The organism is Paenibacillus sp. FSL W7-1287 (genome assembly GCF_038004245.1).
Lineage (GTDB): Bacteria > Bacillota > Bacilli > Paenibacillales > Paenibacillaceae > Pristimantibacillus > Pristimantibacillus camelliae.
Map to the genome: position 1 here is coordinate 1,739,836 of NZ_JBBORD010000001.1, position 20,885 is coordinate 1,760,720.

Here is a 20,885-nt window from a genome sequence, read left to right on the forward strand (position 1 = left end):
CTTCAAATGTTTATTTTACTCACTAATCTCTTTATCTCCTACGTTCTATTAACAAATCTCATTTTTCCATAATTTCTATAAAAAATCATGATGCTTGCTTACTATTTTACAACAGTTTCCAGAAATGTAGATATCCTAATTCCAATGAAGTCGCATCAGTGGTCGTTTCGAGCTGGAAAGCCGAATACTGCCCCATGTATTGGAAACAATACAGGTTATACGTACAAGAAACCGACAAGGAAACGATGTGAATTATAAATGTGTGCAAAGAAGCTTACTGAATATAACGAAAAAAGGGACTTTGGCATAACGCAGGAGCCAGAGGGAAAGCCAGAAGCAGCCTCGGGACAAGCGCTGCGATTTGTCGTCCAGCACCATATGGCTCGAAGAGAGCATTATGATTTCCGTCTCGAATGGGGAGGTGTTCTGCTCAGCTGGGCTGTGCCTAAGGGCCCCTCCTACAATACAAAGGATAAGCGACTTTCCGTCATGGTCGAGGACCATCCGCTGGAATATCGCAACTTCGAAGGTACGATTCCGAAGGGGCAATATGGCGGTGGAGTCGTTATGCTGTGGGATGAGGGCTACTGGGAGCCATATATCGATGTCGAGCAAGGGCTTCGCAAGGGGGAGCTAAAATTCACACTAAGCGGCAGACGACTCAAGGGCAAATGGGCATTAATCCGCTTGAAGCCTAAGGAAGGCGATGACAAGGACAACTGGCTATTGCTGAAGGAAAGAGATGAGTACGTTCAAGGGACTAGCGGAATAGAGGAATTTAATACGAGTATTCGGACCGGACGCACGATGGATGAAATCGAAAGAGGCGAGGAAGAAAAGGTAGCGAGCAATCCCTTCAACAGAGTCGACGTGCAGCTCGCCAAGCTGGCACGAGCCGTTCCTAAGGGGGAGGACTGGCTTTATGAGCTGAAGTATGACGGCTACAGAATTGTCGCGTTCGTGGAGGCCAACACCGTCAGGCTTATCACGAGGAACGGGCATGATTTCACCAACCGTTTTCCAACAATCGCTTCTTCGCTTACAGAGCTTGCCGCTGGCAGGGCGATGATTATAGACGGTGAGGTTGTTATAACGGATGAAGCGGGCAAGACGGATTTTCAGGCGTTGCAAAATTATATAAAAAATCCGCGGGGGCAGAATCTGACCTATATCGTGTTTGATCTGCTAGCGCTGGATGGCGAGGATCTTAGAGATCGCCCCTTGATTGACAGAAAGGCTGCACTCGAGCAGCTGATGGAGAATGCGCCTGTCAACCTACACTACAGCCGACATATTCAAGGCAATGGAAAGGAAAGCTTTGCTGTAGCCTGCCAGACCGGAATGGAGGGCATCATTGGGAAGAAGCCCGAGTCCAAGTACAATGGAACCAAAAATGGTGACTGGATTAAGCTGAAATGCGATAGACGGCAGGAGTTCGTGATTGCAGGCTATGCGCTGACCGACAAAAAAACGAGCGGAATAAGCTCACTTCTATTAGGCGTCTACGAGGGTGAGGACCTCGTATATGTTGGGCGTGCGGGTACTGGCATGAGTGAGGCGGACGTTAGAATGCTAGAGGGGAAGTTCGAGAAGCTAAAGCGGAAGGATTGCCCGTTCAAGCATGTGCCTAAGCCTAGAGCAAGCGATACGTACATATGGCTGGAGCCCGAGCTAGTAGCAGAGATTAAATTTGCTGAATGGACGAAGGACAACCTGCTAAGGCAGCCAAGCTTCAAGGGACTACGGGTAGATAAGAATCCACGAGATATTAAGCGGGAGGAAGTGGAGGAGGAAACCTTAGCTCGACCCTCGACTATAAGGACGGGGAAACCGAGAAGAAGCATTGTCATCGAAGGGATTAAAATTACGAATCCAGATAAGGTCGTATTCGAAGAGCCTCTCGTCACGAAGGAGGATGTCGTTCGCTACTATGCCAAGGTTTCGGAGCCTATGCTGCGCTATGTGAGCCATCGAATTCTCACGTCTGTACGCTGTCCTAGAGGCGTTGCACAAAACTGCTTTTATAAAAAGCACCCAGGCACGGATAGCAAGGGCAAGGGAGTGATCACCGTTCCGATTACGACTGGCAATGGCAGCATGGAGGATTACTTCTGTATTGAGAGCCTGTCCGGGCTCATATACGAAGCACAAATGGGTACGCTGGAATTTCATACTTGGGGAAGCCGAGTGGACACACTTGAAACGCCAGACATTATGGTGTTTGATCTAGACCCAGATGAAGGCATGGAGCTAAGCAGAGTTCGTCAAGGTGCGAGAGATGTAAGAAGCGTGCTTGAAGAGCTTTCTTTGAAGTCCTATCTTAAGACGAGCGGAGGCAAAGGCTATCATGTCGTGGTTCCTTTTCCAGCGAGCATGAACTGGGATAAGTTCCATGACTTTGCTAAAAGTGTTGCGCAGGTTATGGAGCAGAAATGGCCAGATCGTTACACCAGCAATGTTAGAAAGACCAGTCGTGCCGACAAAATATTTATTGATTGGATTCGTAATGGCAGAGGTGCAACGAGTGTGGCTCCATATTCCTTAAGAGCAAGAGCAGGGGCAAGGGTGTCGATGCCGATCACATGGGATGAGCTTGATAGTGTTGAGCCAGATGGCATTACGATGGAAGAAGCAGTTAAGCGGATCGCTGGTAAGGATCCTTGGGAGGGGTTTTTTAGTTAGAGAATATTGGTGTTAATGAAATGATGAAATGAGCGATAATAGGCTTAATTCATAGAGAAAGTGCTACAAGCTTTAAGTTTACCTTCGTAGCACAAGGAAATGTAATACACCTGTGCAAGCATGCTTAGTTCAAGAGCTTATAGCATTGCACCCTGCAGTTGTTGTTGGCTATTTCGCTCTGTTTATAATAAGTTGGAGTCACCAGTTCCTACCACGCCTCTTAACAATGCGTACCAAGGTGGGCCTTTTTATTGCGTCTCAGTGAAAAGATTTCTTCAAAATGAGGGCTGTGACGAGAGAAACGTAATTTCTCTCAGTCACAGCCCTGCTTAATGAAATCAGAGTGTGCTCACTCCACCATACCTGGCAAGCAGTAAATAAAAACCTCCCACCACGACAAAGGGCAACCAAAGCAGTTATTACTAATCTTCCTCCACGATATAAGGCAGGGAGATCGTAATCGTCGTGCCCTTATGCTTCTCGCTGTCGATCGTAATCCCGTAGGGCTCCCCGTAGTAATAGCGGATTCGGTCATGCACGTTTTTAATGCCGATATGCTCCTCCTCGATTAAGTCAACAGGCTTATCCAGCCTTGAACGAAGCTGCTCAAGCTGTGCTTCATCCATGCCAATTCCGCTATCCTCAACATATATGTACAGATGCTTCTGAGTAATAAGCGTCCGTATGGTCACTTGACCAGGCTCAAGCTGTGGCTCTAATCCGTGAACAATCGCATTTTCCACAATCGGCTGCAGAATAAAGTGCAATATCACCGCCTGCTCACTGCCAACTGCCAAGTCTTCCTCATAGCTAATTTTATCGGCAAAGCGAAACTGCTGAATTTGAATGTACAATCGCAGCTGCTTAAGCTCGTCCAGCAGTGTCTGTGTATCCTTTCCAGATGGAATGAAGGTGCGGAATAGCTGTCCCAGCTTACCGACCATCTCGCTCGTTTGCCGATCACCGTTAATGATGACCTTCATCTGGATCGTTTCCAGCGTATTAGCTAAAAAATGAGGATTGATCTGGCTTTTTAATGCACCGTATTGCGTCATACGCTGCTGAACCTTAGCATCCGACAGTCGTTCAATATGCTGCTTCAGATCAGTAATCATCTTACTAATCCCTCGATGCAATACACCGAATTCATCGTTTCTCGAGCTATCGAGCTTAATATTGAAGTTACCTAGTCCGACCTGCTTCACCTGCTGACTCAGCCGTATAATCGGCTTTGTGACACGCTTATGTAGAATGATAAAGAACAGCAGCGCCGTAATGAACGACATTAACGCGAGAGCAAAGATCGTCCCTTGGATATTACGCGCGTACTTAATCATCTCATTCACAGGAATATATTGAATGACCTTCCAGCCTGAATAGGATGAATCCACATAGTTTACGTAGGACTTCACCTGATCAATATTCACATAGAAGTGACCCGTATCATTAGCCTTTAGCTGCTGCTGGGCAAGCTTGGCGGTGATTGCTTGTATGCTTTGCTCATCCATGGCTGCATCTGACGCATAAATTAATTCATGCTGCTCATCCAAGATGATGAAGCTGCGATTCGTCGTTTCAGACTTACTTAATATTTCTCGCAGCGAATCTAATCGAATATCGATCAGAATGACACTGAGCGCCTTTTTCGTTCCAGCCTTATTAATGACCCGAGCGATGGAGATGACAGAATCCAGCGCATTGACACGGTGAAACGGCTTATGGGTCCCGAACAGCACGACTCTCCCGCCTGCTTCAATCGTCCTGCGATACCACTCCTCCTGCGTAAAATCCCCAATATTGTAATCTGAACGATTGAAGCTAGCAGAATAGAAGACACGATCTCCAACATAGATCTGCACGCTATCCACATTTTTGATCGAGACCTCAATCGTACCGACAAAGCTCTCTATCTCCGTTTCGTACCTTAAGCGCAGCTCCTCCTCGTTCTCGAGTGACGTATTGGGCCAGCGCTCTAGTGCAAGCTGAAGCTCATCATCCATTAACGCGGTGATCGTCCCCTTTTCAATGCTTTGCAGGTATTGGTCAATGTTGAAGGAAAGGTTGGTAAGAATCAATTGGGAGCTACTTTCGTACTCTGTTTTTAGTGCATGGACGGAGTTGAAGTAGAGCACAGCCGAAATAATTAAAAGTGGGAAGGTTACTGTAATGATCATAATGAGGAATATTTGCCGATTTAATCTGCTCATTTTGTTATGTAGACCTAATCTCCAGCTTTTGATCATACTAGGCGAGCCCCAATCGCTTCCGATATTCAGTAGGTGTCATATCGGTGATTTGCTTAAACGTTTTTACAAAATGCTTATAGCTGCGATAGCCGCACATCGTACATACATCGACGACAAGATTGCTAGGCTGTGCTAGACATTGCTTCGCATAATTTATTCTGACCTCTGCCTGGAACAAGGAGTAATTTTTGTTTAGCCGCTGCTTAAAGAGTCGGCTAAGATAGGATGGGTTATAGAAGAAGCGTTCAGCTACGATTGGGAGCGAGATCTCCTGATCGATATGCTCCAGAATAAACTGCTCAATTTTTTGAAATAGCTGATCTTCTCCATCGGGTTCAAGTACGGATTCGGAGGTTTCTTCGCTAGGGATGCTTTTAATCTGGAGGAGCTGCGACGTGCATCGTTCAATTGCACATAAGCTTTCATCATACTGCAGCGGCTTAAGGAGAAATTCAGTTACGCCGCCTATTTTAATCGCGCGCTTCGCATATTCAAATTCATTGTAGCCCGTAAGAATAACGAACAAGCTGCTTGGAAGCTCAACGCGAAGCTGCTCAATCATATCGAGTCCACTCATGAGCGGCATACGAATATCGGTAATAATGAGGTCGGGCCTTTCCTGTAAGGCGAGGTTAAGACCTTCTAAGCCATTGCTGGCCTCAAGGATATGATGATATTGCAAAGCCTTCCAGTCAAAGTAATGCTTTAGCCCTTCTCGAATCGTCGGTTCATCCTCTACGAGCATAACCTTCAACATCATTCATTCCTCCTTTGCTGTCGATAAAAACTATTATTAATGTACGATGTAATCGCTTTAACTTGATTATAAGCAATATTACCTATGAAAAATATACCGGATTTACAAAAAACGAGTAGGAATAACAAATAGGTAAACATAGCACCCCAGATGTAAAATTAGCGGGATTTTATCTAGCGACAGAAAAGCTTACGATGTTATCAAGGCTGAGACGAGAGCAAAGCATTGCAAGCTTTCGATCATCACCTTACCAATGAATAGGGGGTACAGTCATGCACAAATCAAAACAAAAGTCATTATTGTTAGCAATTACCGCACTACTATTAACATTCATGACAGCATGCTCAGGCTCAAGCACAAGTAACTCCGACAACAATGTTCAACCGACAACTCAGGCGAAGGCTTCCGAGAAACCAGTAGCAGAAGAAACGGTGAAGCCAGCTGATCCAGTCGAAATTACGTGGTGGAACTTCCCGAACTTCACTGCTTTAGATGGTGAGGTTGGTAAATTTGAAAAGCAACTGATTGCAGCCTTTAACGAAAAGCATCCAAACATTACGGTCAATCTTGAAATGCTTACCTTTGACGGTGGACCTGAAAAGCTGAATGTGGCGATCGCAACAGATACTGCACCAGATGTAATCTATGATGCACCTGGTCGGATCATTGATTGGGCGAAGAACGGCTTACTTGCACCGATTGACGATATGTTCACTCCAGAGGTGCGTGGCGATATCGAGCGGGCCATTATCGAGCAATCCTCCGTCGACGGCACGATGTATATGTACCCATTCAATACTGGCCCATTTACGATGGCCGTTAATAAAACGTTATTCGAGGACATTGGTGCGTTAGATTTGTTACCGCTTGCATCTGAGGATCGTACGTGGTCCGTTGAACAGTTCGAGGCGGCTCTACAGGCCGTGAAGGAAAAGGCGCCAGATGTTATTCCAGTCGGCTTCTTCGCGAAGTCGCAGGCCGGTGACCAAGGGACTCGGGGCTTCATTACGAATCTTGCAGGCTCGACCTTCCTTAATGATACGAACGATGCGATTGCCCTTAATAATGAAGGGGGAGTAGCAGCGCTTGAGTGGATTCTTAACGCATCTGAGCAGGGCTGGCTAGCAGAGGGAGCTTCCTCAATGGCAGCCTCTGACCATAATGATTTGTTCCTGCAAGGGAAGATGGCATTTGCCATTAACTACTCTGCCGTACTAAAAACACAATTTGCACCGAACAAAACCTCTGACTTTGAGGATGTACTGCTGCCATATCCAACCGTGGATGGTAAAGCTCCAATATTAGAGCCGTTTCTAGGTGGCTTGTCTATCTTTGACAATGGCAATGCAGAGAAGATCGAAGCATCAAAGGCATTTATTGATTTTCTAGTTAATGACCCCGAGTGGAGCATTACAGCCTTAAAGCAAACAGGAGGCTTATCTGCACGCAACTCTGTCACTGGTATCTATGATGGCTCCGAGTACGCATACTCTGAGCTTGCTCGTAAGTTCATTACTACCCCGCCAACGATTGCAGATGGCTATGCGGAAATTCGTACCTATTGGTTCCCAGCATTACAGCAGGTGCTGCTGAAGGCAGCAACTCCAGCAGATGCACTGGCTGAGTTTGAAAGACTAGGTAACGAAGCGATTGCCAAGGGTAAGCAGAACAGAGAAAGCAACTAAAGCTGGAAGCATATAAGGAGTAGCGCTGCTGCTACTCCTTTCCCTTTCAGAAAAGCGAAAATGAAGCGCAGAATGGAGCGAACGCTATGGCAGCAACATCCCTTAAGCTGAAGTCTCGAAGGAGATTTAAGAAGGAATGGATTACGAGCTACTTGTTTTTACTACCTGCACTTGCCTTTTTTATTATGTTTGTTGTCTACCCGATGATTCACGGGATCTATATTAGCTTTTTCGATTACTCCTTAACGAATTTCAAATTCGTAGGCTTGCAGAATTTTAAGGAGCTTTTGCAAAGCTCGAATTTTCATCAGTCGGTCATTAATACGGTTGTGCTAGTTCTTGTTGCAGTACCCGTCGTCATCGCCTTTTCGATCTTTGTCGCAATGACCATTTATAAGAAGAAGGAATGGCTTCGCTCACTGTTCCGCGGGATCTTTTATTTACCGGCGGTAACGTCCGTCGTATCGGTAACGGTCGTGTGGAACTGGATCTATCATCCGAACTTTGGGATATTGAATTATTTGACGGGGTTAGTCGGTATGAAGCCTATGTTCTGGCTTGGAGATCCGAAAACAGCGCTAATGGCAATCACCGTAATCCTCATTACGACATCGGTTGGCCAGCCGATCATCCTATATGTGGCAGCGTTAGGGAATATACCTATTTCATATATTGAAGCGGCACAGCTAGACCGTGCGAGCTCTGGACAAATATTTACGAAAATCATCTGGCCGATGCTGATGCCTACGAACCTATACGTCATCGTTATTACGACCATTAACACGTTCCAATGCTTTAGCTTAATTCAGCTATTAACGTCAGGTGGACCACTGTATAAAACCTCGACCGTGATGTATAGCGTTTACGAGCAAGCATTCTCGTTCGGTAACTTTGGAATGGCGTCCGCTATGGGCGTTATGCTAGCTGTCATTATTGGAGCGATCTCCATTATTCAGTTCAAATTTTTCGGCAGCGATGTTGAATACTAAGGGGTGATCAAGATGAGTCATGAACATACAATCAAGCTTAAAGTAGACAACGTTCCTTCAAAAAAGCACAAGCCATTCATTGAACGCTTGAACCCTTATCGCATCATATCGATGATACTACTCTGCATGTTTTCTATCGTATTTGTTTTTCCGTTCTATTGGATCATCACCGGCGCATTTAAGATTCAGGTCGTTGCAACACAGCTGCCGCCACAATGGTTCCCGCTCGAGCCCGTGCTGGATAACTGGGTGACGCTGTTCAAGAATTCGGTTGGCCGCTGGACGTTCAATTCCTTCTTTGTAGCGGTTTCTGAGATGGTGCTTATCTGTCTAGTGTCCTCAACTGCTGGCTTTGTGCTAGCTAAAAAGCAGTTTCCAGGTCGCAGAGTTATATTTTCAGTGCTCGTTGCCGCGATGGCACTGCCGAAGCAGGTCATATTAGTGCCGCTGTTTACGCTGCTTGCGAAGCTGGGCTGGATCAATACGTACAAGGGGCTTATCTTCCCGGCAATAGGCTGGCCATTCGGTGTGTTTCTAATGAAGCAATTCTCTCAAACGATCCCGTCAGAGATACTAGAGGCTGCGAAAATCGATGGCTGCTCAGAGCTGCGTTCATTTATTACGATCGCCTTGCCGCTGCTTAAGCCAGCGATCGGTGCATTAGCGATCTTCACCTTTATGACGAGCTGGAACGATTACTTTAGCCAGCTCATCATTACACGCTCCACGAATATGATGACGCTGCCGCTTGGCATAGCAACGATGCAGGGTGAATACCGGACCGATTATGGCGTGATGATGGCTGGCGCAGCACTAGCGTCACTACCGATGCTGACGATCTTTATCTTGTTCCAGAAGGCATTTACACAGGGGATTACGCTTGGAGCTGTGAAGTAATATGATCTCGTGAATGGATGGGTTGCGATGAAGGGCTATCTAGCAATAGATATTGGTGGAACCGAGATGAAGTATGCTGTCATCAGCAGCAGTCTAGAGCTGATGCTGCATGACCGGATGCCGACTGCGCAAGACGACCTGCAGCTTCAGATTCCAGCTCAGATCGATACGATTGTGTCGCAATGCCTTCAGCTTCATGCTGACATTGTCGGTGTAGGGATTAGTACCGCAGGTGTCGTTCATATGGAGAACGGAGAGATATTGTATGCAGGGCCTACGATGCCAACGTATGGTGGTACGAATCTGAAGTCTCATATTGAAGGTAAGCATGGCTTGCCGACGCGAGTGATCAATGATGTGAATGCGGCTGCTCTAGGAGAGCAGTGGCTCGGTGCAGCTCGGCGCTTCCGCAGCTTCTTTATGGTGACGCTCGGTACAGGTGTTGGGGGAGCCGTTGTGCTTAACAATGAGCTTTACGTCGGTACGAACTTTCGAGCAGGAGAGGTCGGTCATATGCCAATCAAGGGGCTCGTTGAGCTTAGCTATGAGAGCCGTGCTTCGATGAAGGCATTACTGAATGACGCGAAGCAGCGCTTTGGCTTTACTGGGGATGGTGCAGCGTTGTTCGAGCTGGCAAGAGCAGGTGATGGGCGTGCCCTTGAGGTCATCGATGAATGGGTAAGTGAGCTCGCACGAGGGCTAATCCCGATCATCTATGTGCTTGATCCTGAAGCAATCATTATCGGCGGTGGGGTATCGGCACAAGGAGCTTATCTTATCGATAAGTTGACCAGCAGGCTGAGGGAGATTGCGAAGAAGTCACTCGTGCTGCCTGCAATCGTTGCAGCAGAGCTCGGGAATAAAGCAGCGCTTTATGGCGCCGTTCGAGGCTTTATAACAGACAAATCACTAGTGAGGAGCATGAAGGATGAGCAAGCATGAGAGCTTCAAGGGAATCTATGTGGCGATGTACTCTGCATATAATGAAGCGGGAGAGGTAGACATAGAGCGAGTAAGGCTACTGGCACAGTACTATATCGATACAGGCATTACCGGACTATATGTTGGCGGCAGCTCAGGCGAAGGCTTGCTGCAGACCGTGGAGGAAAGAAAGGCTGTGCTTGAAGCGGTGATGGACGCAGTAAAGGGAAGACTAACCGTCATCGTTCATGTCGGAGCAAATGCAACAAGAGATGCGGTTGAGCTCGCAAGGCATGCGGAGCAGTGTGGAGCCGATGCGATCTCAGCGGTTCCCTCGATCTATTATCGGTTATCAGAGCAGGCGGTTGAGCAGCACTGGCAGGCGATGATCGATAGCAGCTCACTTCCGTTCATCATCTACAATATCCCGCAGACGACAGGCTTCCAGCTAAGTGCAAGCCTATGTGCGAAGCTTGCGCAGCAGGAGAAGGTGATCGGCGTGAAGATGTCTGGAGAAAGCACGTATGAGCTGCAGCAGCTAAAGGCGGCTGGAGGCGAGGACTTTATCGTATTCAATGGCCCCGATGAGCAGTTTCTAGCGGGCAGAATTATGGGTGCAGCAGGTGGCATCGGCGGGACGTATGGCGTAATGCCACAGCTGTTCTGTGCACTGGATGCCTTATTCGAGCAAGGAAGAATACGTGAAGCGCAGGAGCTGCAGTACAGGATTAATGCGATCATTAATAGACTGCTAGCCTATCCGTCACTGTATGGAGCATGCAAGGCAATACTCCAGATTCGCGGCATCGCAACCGGACAGCCGCGCTCTCCTCTGCTGCCTGTCTCCGAGGAGCATCATGCAAGTCTGTCCACGCTGAATGATGAAATTCTGCAGCTTATCGCTGAGGTGTAGGAGGGGATGGCTATGCTACAGCAGATTCATAAGGGCTTAGTCGTATCCTGCCAAGCGCTGTCCCATGAGCCGCTGCACAGCTCCTTCATCATGTCTCGTCTTGCGGTAGCTGCGGAGCAAGGCGGAGCTGCAGGAATACGTGCGAACACGAAGGAGGATATCCAAGCGATAAAGCAGGCGTGCTCGCTAGGAGTTATTGGGATCGTAAAGCGAGATTACGAGGATAGCGGCGTATTCATCACCGCAACAACGCGCGAGATTGATGAGCTGCTAGACAGCGGCTGCGAGATGATCGCTTTAGATGCGACTAACCGCACGAGACCTCAAGGGCAAACGCTCGAGCAGCTTGTCCAGTATGCTCGAGCTCGTAACGCACAAGTGCAGCTGATGGCAGATATAGCTACGGTAGAGGAAGCTGTGAACGCACAGCAGCTAGGCTTCGACTGTGTATCTACGACGCTGCATGGCTATACAGCAGCTACGGAAGGAAAGAAGCTGTATGAGCAAGACTTTCAGTATTTGAAGGATGTGCTAGAGGCGGTCTCGATTCCTGTTATAGCGGAGGGGAATGTGATTACGCCGGAGATGAGTCGGCGGTGTTTGGAGCTAGGAGCTTACAGTGTTGTTGTTGGTGGAGCGATTACTCGACCGATGGAGATTACGAGGAGGTTTGTTGGGGGGATGCAGGGTAATGCGTAAGTGTGTGAGGGAATGATATGGGAGCTAGTAGGGGCGATTGCTCTTCTGTGAGGAACAGGAGGGTGGTCGCTTTTTATGTTGATTGGAATAATTAATCTCTCAGGAAATGGGGATTGATAGTTATGCTGCTATATAAATTGCTTATGGATCAAGAAGTATGTAGGAACGTAAGATAATTGAAAGAAGTGAATTCATTAATACTACAAGTTATTTTTTATTTAAATGAATGCATTATTCAGATTATACTAAAGACATGTTTTAAATTTTATAATGTGAATAGCGTAGTACAGATAAGGAAAAATTCTATCTTTTTTATAATTAGAGGATTTTCTAATTAATAGACAATAATACGTTATTAATAGAAACTTTAACGTATATAAATAATCACTATTGAGATTCGGAAAAAAAAGTTATAGAATAAATATATAAAATTACGTACGTAATGGGAGGCTCGTATGGAAGGGATTTTTAGTTATAGTTTTCCTGCTATTCGAGGGATACAGGCTCAGCGAGAGTATTATGTAGTGATGTGCCCCTTAAAATTAATCTCAAGAATATTCTTGTTTGATGAAGAAGAAATACCGCCCGAGTATAGAGCACAGCGCTTACTTAATAAATCACGTGTACCTGAAATCAGTAGCTATATTCTTGATAATCCTAGTGATTATGTATTTTCATCATTAACAGCATCTATTGATGGTGAAATGAAGTTTAAGGCTTATGCTCAGTCAGAAAATTTTCAAAATATAGGTACTCTAAATATTAATCTAGATGCGCGATTCTTAATAAATGATGGCCAGCATAGGAGAGCTGCAATTGAAGAAGCGCTCAGACTTAATCCTGAGTTGGGCGATGAAACGATTTCTGTTGTGTTTTTTCAAGATAAAGGTTTGGTTCGCAGTCAACAGATGTTTGCTGATTTAAATCGTCACGCGGTGAACACCACTTCCTCTCTGGGCATATTATATGATCACAGGGATCAGTTAGCTAATTTGAGTAAAAAAGTAATTAATCATATTCCATTTTTAGAGAGATATACAGACCGACAAAAACAATCATTATCGAAACTATCCCCGAAGTTATTTTCATTAAGTAATATATTTCAGACAAACTCCCGACTTTTAAATAAGAAAAAGGGAGAGTTTATTACTGAAGATGAAGAGAAATTTGTTATGGAGTTTTGGACTAACTTAACTGAAGTTATGCTCGAGTGGAACATGGTGCAAGAACGGAAAATATCTCCTGCAGAAATTCGCATGAATTATATCAGTACGCAAGGTGTTTGTTTAGAAGCTCTCGGAGTAATTGGAAATTATTTATATGTTCATCATCCCGAGAATTGGACTAGCTATATTAAGCGTCTGAGAGATATTGATTGGAATAGAAGTAATCGTGACTGGTTAGGACGAGCTTATAGTTCCACTGGTAGAATTAATAAAAATAATGAAACGATAAGGTTAACTGCAAATAAAATAAAGGTTAAGATCGGATTATCTTTAACTGAAGAAGACTTGTTATTCGAAAATAAAAAAATAGGTGATTAATATGCTAAAAGACTTGTTACAATCGAAAAGTAAATATCAAACTAAAATAGATGAATTAAAAGAAGTTTATTTATCAGATGATAGACCGTGGGTAATAGGCTACAGTGGAGGTAAAGATTCTACAGTAGTTGTTCAGTTAGTATTTGAAATGTTACAACAGTTAGAGCTAGAACAAAGAAAAAAACAAGTCTATATCATTTCATCAGATACGATGGTTGAAACACCACTCATAATCTCATCAATTAATCATACTCTGTATTCTATTCAGACAAAAGGTATAGAATTAAAATTACCTATCGAAACACATAAAGTAAAACCAGAAGTACAGAATACTTTTTGGAGTTTGTTAATTGGGAAGGGATACCCATCTCCAAGACAAAAATTCAGATGGTGTACTGACCGTATGAAAATTGACCCTGCTAATCGATTTATTTTAGATAAAGTATCTAAATTTGGTGAAGTTATTATGGTGTTGGGAGTACGTGAAGAAGAAAGTGCAACTAGGGCGCAGTCTATTAAACAGCATACGATAGAGGGCTCAAAATTAATGAAGCACTCTAGTTTGAAAAATGCATTTGTATATGCCCCTATTAGAGAGTTTGCACTAGATGATGTTTGGAATTATCTTTTGGTTAATCAAGCGAAAACTCCTTGGGGAACTGATAACTATGAACTGTATGCTTTATATCAAAATTCATCTGCTGGTGAATGCCCACTTATTGTCGATAAAGAAATAAAAGAAACGGCAGGTTCTTGTGGTAATAGCCGATTTGGTTGTTGGGTTTGTACCGTTGTTAAAGAGGATAAAGCCCTCGTTGGATTTATTGATAGTGGTGAAAGTTGGATGACGCCACTCTTAGAATTTAGAAATTGGTTAGCATCAATCCGTGATGATCGAAACTTAAGGGAAAAATCTAGGATGAATGGTTCAATCTATTATGTTGGTGAAGGTGATGATCGAAGATTGGGATTGGGACCGTATACGTTAGAGGCGCGCCAACTTATTTTGAAGAAATTGCTAGAGACCGAAAAACAAGTTGAAAATCCATACGAACCTGATTATAAATTAATCCAGATTGATGAATTGAAACAGATTAGGAAGTTATGGATTGAAAGCGGAGATTGGGAGGACTCATTACCTCAAATTTATTTTGATGTATACGGAGAAATGTTAGATTGGGATCAAGAGGAACGTGCTCCCTTTGATAGCAGTCAAATCACTGATCTTGAATTGATATGTCAAGAAAATGATGTGGATTTCCAATTGATCAAAAAACTTATCAATATCGAGAAAAATTATGTAGGTTATAAAATAAGACGTGGACTTATTGAAGAATTTCAGAAAGTACTGAATCAAGATATAGTTCATCATGGAAAAGTGGAAGGATATAAGGAATGAAGTTAACACGACTGCGTTTACTTAATATTGGTGGATATAGAGGTTATTACGAATTCAAATTAAAGCCTAAAAATGATACTCAAAAGGTGATTTTAATTGGAGGGAAAAATGGTGCCGGTAAAACTACATTTTTAGATAGCGTGAAAATTGCACTTTTTGGCTCGCTTTCTTTTGGATTCAAGACTGAAACACCTATATACTATGACAAGATTAAAACTAAGTTGAATAATACTGCTCAGGCATTCGGTGAAAGTAATTACGAAATATTGTTAGATGTTCAAATGAGGGAGAATTTCGAGAAGATTGAATATACCATTTCTCGAAAATGGGTATTAAGTGATTCAAATATTAAAGAAATCAGTAGTGTTATTCGAAATAAAATAGAATTAGATCGTGTAGATAAAGAGTTGTTTTTTGAAAAGTTACGAGAAGAATTCCCGCCTCAACTGTTTGAAGCTTGTTTGTTTGATGGTGAGAAAATTTCACAAATGATCTCAGAAGAAGTGTTGTCTGGTTATATCAACAAGACGAGTAACATACTTTTTAACCTAGATTTGTTTGAAAGCCTAGAGCAAGACCTAAAACATATGTTGAAACAGGGCAACATTAAAGATGAATTACCCGAGGTTGAGAATGAAATTATGGATCTAGAAGATAAACAACGTGTAGTTAGAGATGATATAGAATACTATAATATTCAATTAGCTGAAACGAACGTTCAGTTATATGAATTAAAAAATCAAAAAGATGAATTGTTACATCAATTTGATATTCATGGTGGCTTGTTTAAAGAAAAGAGAGATGCATTACAGAATGAAATATTTCAGTTAGAAATTGACCGTAAAGTAATGCTAGAAAGTAATAAAACAGATATTTCGCAATTATTGCCGATGCTGTTGGTACGTAAGGAATTAGCTAGTGTTGTCAGTACTCTTGAAAAAGAAGAAAAAAATGATGCTGCTACAAAAATAAAGCACAGTATAAGTGCAGAATTAATAGAAAATGTGTTCGCGGATTTAAAACTGGATATTAATAGAATTAATGGCGAACAATTCGTAGAAGCTTTAGTTACGCGATTAAAACCGCAAATAAGCTCACCTATTCATAAAGCATCACCTGACCAAGTACAAGAAATCCATAACTTGTTCAATGAAATTAAACATTTTGATGAAAAGGTAATAACAAGACGTATTGATCAAAATGAAGTGTATCTACGAAAAATTCGTGAATTAAAAGATACAATTGAAGCAAATGACCGTGCTAGTGATTTACAAGAGATCTTGGAAAGTTTGAATGATGTTCAGAAAAGTATTGGTTTACTAGAACTAAATCTTATAAACATTAATGAGATGATTGATGAGTGTAAAGTGAAAGATCTAGAATATGCAGATAAATTATCTCAACTTAACAAAGAAATTATTGATAACAATAAACAGAAAAATATATTTACTATTTCCAATCAATTAGTGTCGGTGAGTAGAGAATTCCGTTATGTTCAAATTCGTAAAAAACTACAATCTGTTGAAAATGAGTTAGTAAAGATCTTAAATAAATTATATAGGAAGAAAGACTTTATTAAGAAGGTGAATATTAACCACGGAACTTATGAACTTACTTTATTCAATAATAGAGGTGAAAAGTTAATTGTTGAACATTTATCCGCAGGGGAGAAACAAATTTTGTTCTTGAGTGTAATTTGGGCAATCAAATTAACATCTAATCGTGAGCTACCTTTCATTTTCGATACATTGCTGGGCAGACTGGATCAGACGCATAAAAAAGCCATTCTTGAGAGTTATATTCCTCAATGTAGTGAGCAAGTCATCATTCTATCTACGGACTCAGAAATAGACCTAGAACATTATGAGATACTAAAACCGTATATTGCGAACGAATATACTATTGAAGCTGATTTGACTAACGCTAAAGTACAAGTTTCATCAAATTATTTTGATATGAAATAGGAGAACATTATGCAATATCGATTAAAAACCACTAAAGCAACAGCAGAACGGTTAAAGGAACTACAATCGAAAACAAATCTGACTCCGAATATACTAGCTAGAATAGCTGTTTCATTGTCACTACGTGAAAAAGAAAAAGTAGAATTAATCAATATTCCACTGTTAGGCTTGGATTTTAATAGAAGCACTTTGACAGGTAAGTATGATTTTTTGTATAAAGCTCTTATCACTGAGTTTGAAAATAGAGAAGTTACGGATGACGAATTCTTCCCTGATTTATTCAATGCCCATTTGGAAAGAGGGACTGCGATTTTGGAAAGAGAGTATATACAGGCTTCAAATGTTAACAAATTAATGAGAAACCTGGTGGATAAGGTGGAATCTGTATGATTTATTTTGATAACAGTGCGACAACAAAAATGCATGATGAAGTTTTGGAAGCAATGATGCCTTATCTAAAGGAAGGCTACGGTAATCCCTCAAGTAAATATTATCCTTTAGCAATAGAAGCTAAAACCGCAGTTGAAAACGCTAGAAATGAGGTAGCGAGACTGGTCGGCTGTAGAGAAGATGAAGTTATCTTTACTAGTGGTGCTACGGAAAGTAATAACATGATTATAAAGGGTATTGCAGATCCATTCTGGGGTCAGCAGAAATCTCTAGTTACAACTGCGGTAGAACATTCATCGGTATTAGAATCAATGAAATACTTAGCAACTAAAGGTTTTAATATCAGCTATTTATCAGTTGATAAATATGGACACGTTAATATTGATGAGTTAATCTCAGAACTAAGTGATGATGTTGTCTTATTGTCGGTTATGTGGGGCAACAATGAAATCGGTGCTCTGAATGATATTGAAAAAATAGCATCGCTATGCAAAAGAAAAAACATTATCTTACATTCTGATGCAACTCAAGTAATCGGAAAAGTAGATATTACAAAAGCTCAGAGTGAAGTTCCATTTATGTCAATTAGTGCCCATAAATTTCATGGTCCAAAAGGTATTGGTGCGGCTATAATTAAAAAAGAAATAAATGGAATGAAGAGAGTGTTAACTCCATTATTGCATGGCGGTGGTCAGGAATTTGATTATCGAAGTGGTACTTTAAATGTTCCAGGAATTGTGGGTATGGGAAAAGCGGCTCAAATCGCATACAACGACCTCAATCAGACGAGAAGTAAGTTGATGGAGTTAGAGGAGTACTTAGTAAGGAAACTGCAAGATGAATTTGATGGTATTATTCACTTAAATTCATCCGCGCAGATAACAAATAAAATTCCTGGTATTGTTAATGTTCGAATTGATGGAATACCTAACGAATTGTTGATCAAGAAAGTAAGCCACCTAATTTCTTTATCTAGTGGCTCAGCCTGTAGTACCACCAAGCCATCACATGTATTACAAGGGATTGGATGTAGCCTAGATCAAGTAAGGTCTTCACTAAGAATCTCACTTTCAAGAAATAATACGATTGATGAACTTAATTTTTTTACTCAATTATTAAAAGGAGACTAGTTATGAACGATGAAGCTCGTCTTTTAGCTAAACTTTGCCATCAAATTGGGGTACCATATGAATTGGTAGATAAGTTGATAAAAGAGATGAAAGAAAAGGCAAGTAGTAATGCTAGCGAACAAGAAAGACAGACATCATTTGTGGAATTAATTGATTTTTATGCTTCGAAAGATAATTAAAGATAATTAAAATTTGATAAGCATAGGTGATAGAAATTGATTACATTGAAAAAGCTAAAATTTCAAAATTATAAAACATATTACGGGATTCAAGAGATCGATTTCGAAAATAGTGTTCAAAGTGAAAACCAAAAAAAAAATATACTACTTATTGGTGGACTAAATGGTGCGGGAAAAACGACAATCTTAAAGGCGGTTTATTACGCTTTATTTGGTAATAGAGGTATGAAAAAAGAAGAATTTACTAGAATTTTCTCTAATACTATCAATAATCTTTTTTTTGATGAGGGTGGGCGTGAAAGTTCGATTCGCTTAGCCATTCAGATCAGAGAAGATTTCGAATTAGAGATTGTTGTTAAATGGATTTTTGATGGTAGTAAGAAGCTTGTTAATGAACAAAGAGAAATATCTACAAGAAATCCTAAACATACGGGTGGAGTAAACACAAGAAAAATAAATAATATAGAAGCTTTTTATAATTATATGGATAGATTTATACCATTTGATGCTGCACCGTTCTTTATTTTTGATGGTGAAGAGTTGAAAGATTTAGTGTTTAAACAAGCTAATGCAGACTCAAATAGTAAAAATGATGAAATGAAAAATGCTATTCATAAGATCACAGGGATCAAAGCATATAAAGATTTAACAAGCGACTTATATGCAAGTAAGTTATCTACTGAAAGAGAAATTAACAAAAGTTACTCCAAAGATATTATTTCCGATCATAGAGAAGAAATTAAGAAAATAACAGAAGAATTAGAGAAAAGTCAGGAACAATTACAAAAGATTAATAATGACCTTAGAAATAATGAGGAATTATTTAATACAATTAGGGAGCAGCGAGATAAAAAAATGCTCACTAATTCAAAATCAAGAGAAGTTTTAGTTGCTCGTAGAGGAGCTCTTGAAGCTGAGGCTAAAGAGGTTGATGTTCAAACTAAAAATTTCTTTATCAATAATGTGTTTCTACTGAAAATATCTCCATTTGTGGGAACACTACAAAAAAGAATTCAATTAGAGAAGCAGGAAAAACTGAAAAAATTAAGGCTTGAAGCGCAGTTGCAACCATATCACTCGTTTATTAGTGAGATATTAAAAGCAGAAATAGATCCACCATTACTTGAGAATCAAATAGAACAGTTATATACTTCCAGTCAGAAAGTATGGATGAATCAACAAAAAATTACAAATACGATTGATGAAAACATCTTAGTTCGACATGATTTAACTGATAATCAGTATACATACCTCCAGTCTTTGAAAAGTCCTGATCGAGCAGTGTTTAACCAATTGGTTAAGCGAAAAGAAAAAATCGATGAACAATTAAATGAGATAGAACAAGAAATTCGTAATGCACCTGAACAAGTGGATGTTTCAAAAGAAAACGAGTCTATTGATCGATTAGGAGAACAAATTGGTCAATCTAAGTATCGTTCGAATGTACTAAAAAGAAAAATTGATAAATTAAAAAATAGTTTACTAACACTTAAAAATAAAAGTACAAGAAAAACTAACAATACTAATGATACACAGAAGTTAGAAAAAAGATTAAATATGCTTGATAAGTTACATCAACTTATGCAGACATATACGAATGAATTAACAACGATAAAAACTAATAAAATCAAAGAAGAATTCAGTTTCATGCTTAATAAGCTGATTAGAAAGCAAGATGAATTTGGAAAAATTGAATTTGATACGAACTCATATCGTATAAGATTATATAACGATCGTATGTCTGAAATTAGTTTGTTGGAACGTTCAGCAGGGGAAATGCAAATTATCTCATCATCATTAATTTGGGCTTTAACAAGAGCTTCTGGATTTCAGTTACCTATGGTTATCGATACTCCATTAGGAAGACTAGATAGTGTTCATCGAACTAGATTGATTGAGGAATATTATAAGTATCTAAGTCACCAAGTTGTTATTTTATCTACGGATACAGAAGTAAGCTCAGAGTATGAACAACTTATGTTAGAGCATACTTATAAAAACTATATGCTCGATTACAATGAGGAAAAGAAATATACTCAAATTAAAGAGGGTTACTTTGAATTTACACGAGGGATATAGATGAAAAATCAAAAAAGAAGAGTTAGAGGCTTTGTTAAAGTATATACTGACGTAATTAAAGACAAGTTAGATATATTCGAAAGACCGCTAGTTATTAAACTTGCAATTGCTGAAGCTTTAAGTTTAACACAACCCAATTACGATTATTATGAGCGTAAAATTAAGGAAATGGATTCAAAAACATCATGGGATTTACCGGATGTGATTGCAGATAATGATTACTTATTATTAAAGCATATCTTAATAGAGAAGTATGAAAAAGAGTTAGATGATTCGAGAATTTCTGACGAGTTAGCTGTTTTATTAGAAATTGGGACTCATGCATTGTATGACAAAATCAACAATCTTCGTAAAGATAATCCAATTGATGATCTATATAGTATAATCATAAATTAAAAGAAGGGGCAGTCG

General features: G+C 40.9%; 17 protein-coding genes. 15 read left to right on the top strand and 2 right to left on the bottom strand.

The window, feature by feature from the left end; translation table 11 throughout:
* Positions 1-258 precede the first annotated feature (258 nt).
* The gene (gene ligD, locus NSQ99_RS07710) at positions 259-2,682 is read left to right on the top strand and encodes a DNA ligase D (protein WP_340836030.1); all 2,424 of its coding nucleotides are present in this window, start codon (positions 259-261) and stop codon (positions 2,680-2,682) included.
* Positions 2,683-3,104: 422 nt separating this feature from the next.
* Here the strand turns inward: ligD and NSQ99_RS07715 are convergent, their stop codons facing one another.
* Together NSQ99_RS07715 and NSQ99_RS07720 are read right to left on the bottom strand one after the other, a co-directional pair.
* The gene (locus NSQ99_RS07715) at positions 3,105-4,889 is read right to left on the bottom strand and encodes a cache domain-containing sensor histidine kinase (protein ID WP_340836031.1); all 1,785 of its coding nucleotides are present in this window, start codon (positions 4,887-4,889) and stop codon (positions 3,105-3,107) included.
* A gap of 37 nt (positions 4,890-4,926) precedes the next feature.
* Positions 4,927-5,688 (bottom strand): response regulator transcription factor, encoded by a 762-nt coding sequence (locus NSQ99_RS07720; RefSeq protein WP_340836032.1) that lies wholly within the window; start codon positions 5,686-5,688, stop codon positions 4,927-4,929.
* A gap of 269 nt (positions 5,689-5,957) precedes the next feature.
* On the opposite strand from NSQ99_RS07720, the gene NSQ99_RS07725 reads away from it, so the two are divergent.
* From NSQ99_RS07725 to NSQ99_RS07790, 14 genes are all read left to right on the top strand, one after another.
* Positions 5,958-7,370: an ABC transporter substrate-binding protein gene (locus tag NSQ99_RS07725; protein WP_340836033.1), complete on the top strand. Its 1,413-nt coding sequence runs from the start codon at positions 5,958-5,960 to the stop codon at positions 7,368-7,370.
* Between the two features lie 86 nt (positions 7,371-7,456).
* Positions 7,457-8,359 carry a carbohydrate ABC transporter permease gene (locus tag NSQ99_RS07730; RefSeq protein ID WP_340836034.1) on the top strand — a complete coding sequence of 301 codons (903 nt, stop codon included), beginning with the start codon at positions 7,457-7,459 and terminating at the stop codon, positions 8,357-8,359.
* Between the two features lie 12 nt (positions 8,360-8,371).
* Entirely contained in the window at positions 8,372-9,256 is an 885-nt protein-coding gene (locus tag NSQ99_RS07735) for a carbohydrate ABC transporter permease (RefSeq protein WP_340836035.1), read from the top strand.
* A gap of 9 nt (positions 9,257-9,265) precedes the next feature.
* Positions 9,266-10,198: an ROK family protein gene (locus NSQ99_RS07740; protein WP_340836036.1), complete on the top strand. Its 933-nt coding sequence runs from the start codon at positions 9,266-9,268 to the stop codon at positions 10,196-10,198.
* On the top strand, positions 10,185-11,090 hold the full coding sequence (locus NSQ99_RS07745; RefSeq protein WP_340836037.1) for a dihydrodipicolinate synthase family protein: 906 nt from the start codon (positions 10,185-10,187) through the stop codon (positions 11,088-11,090). Before NSQ99_RS07740 ends, NSQ99_RS07745 begins: the two co-directional genes overlap by 14 nt.
* Positions 11,091-11,102: 12 nt before the next feature.
* Positions 11,103-11,789, top strand: a complete 687-nt coding sequence (locus tag NSQ99_RS07750; RefSeq protein WP_340836038.1) for an N-acetylmannosamine-6-phosphate 2-epimerase — start codon at positions 11,103-11,105, stop codon at positions 11,787-11,789.
* Positions 11,790-12,244: 455 nt separating this feature from the next.
* Positions 12,245-13,333: a DNA sulfur modification protein DndB gene (gene dndB, locus NSQ99_RS07755; RefSeq protein ID WP_340836040.1), complete on the top strand. Its 1,089-nt coding sequence runs from the start codon at positions 12,245-12,247 to the stop codon at positions 13,331-13,333.
* 1 nt (position 13,334) lies between these two features.
* The gene (gene dndC, locus NSQ99_RS07760; protein ID WP_340836041.1) at positions 13,335-14,732 is read left to right on the top strand and encodes a DNA phosphorothioation system sulfurtransferase DndC; all 1,398 of its coding nucleotides are present in this window, start codon (positions 13,335-13,337) and stop codon (positions 14,730-14,732) included.
* Positions 14,729-16,696, top strand: a complete 1,968-nt coding sequence (gene dndD / locus NSQ99_RS07765) for a DNA sulfur modification protein DndD (RefSeq protein WP_340836043.1) — start codon at positions 14,729-14,731, stop codon at positions 16,694-16,696. The genes dndC and dndD (NSQ99_RS07765) overlap by 4 nt, the downstream gene beginning before the upstream one ends.
* A gap of 9 nt (positions 16,697-16,705) precedes the next feature.
* Complete coding sequence (dndE, locus tag NSQ99_RS07770) at positions 16,706-17,086, top strand: DNA sulfur modification protein DndE (RefSeq protein ID WP_340836045.1); 381 nt, start codon at positions 16,706-16,708, stop codon at positions 17,084-17,086.
* A complete protein-coding gene (locus tag NSQ99_RS07775; protein ID WP_340836046.1) occupies positions 17,083-18,216 on the top strand; it encodes a cysteine desulfurase family protein in 1,134 nt (377 codons plus the stop codon). Before dndE ends, NSQ99_RS07775 begins: the two co-directional genes overlap by 4 nt.
* A 2-nt stretch (positions 18,217-18,218) precedes the next feature.
* Positions 18,219-18,395, top strand: coding sequence for a DNA modification system-associated small protein (locus NSQ99_RS07780; protein ID WP_340836048.1), 177 nt, complete (start codon positions 18,219-18,221; stop codon positions 18,393-18,395).
* Positions 18,396-18,431: 36 nt separating this feature from the next.
* Complete coding sequence (gene dndD, locus NSQ99_RS07785; protein WP_340836050.1) at positions 18,432-20,474, top strand: DNA sulfur modification protein DndD; 2,043 nt, start codon at positions 18,432-18,434, stop codon at positions 20,472-20,474.
* Positions 20,475-20,870 carry a hypothetical protein gene (locus NSQ99_RS07790; RefSeq protein ID WP_340836052.1) on the top strand — a complete coding sequence of 132 codons (396 nt, stop codon included), beginning with the start codon at positions 20,475-20,477 and terminating at the stop codon, positions 20,868-20,870. It begins immediately after the preceding gene.
* The last annotated feature ends 15 nt before the right edge of the window (positions 20,871-20,885 follow it).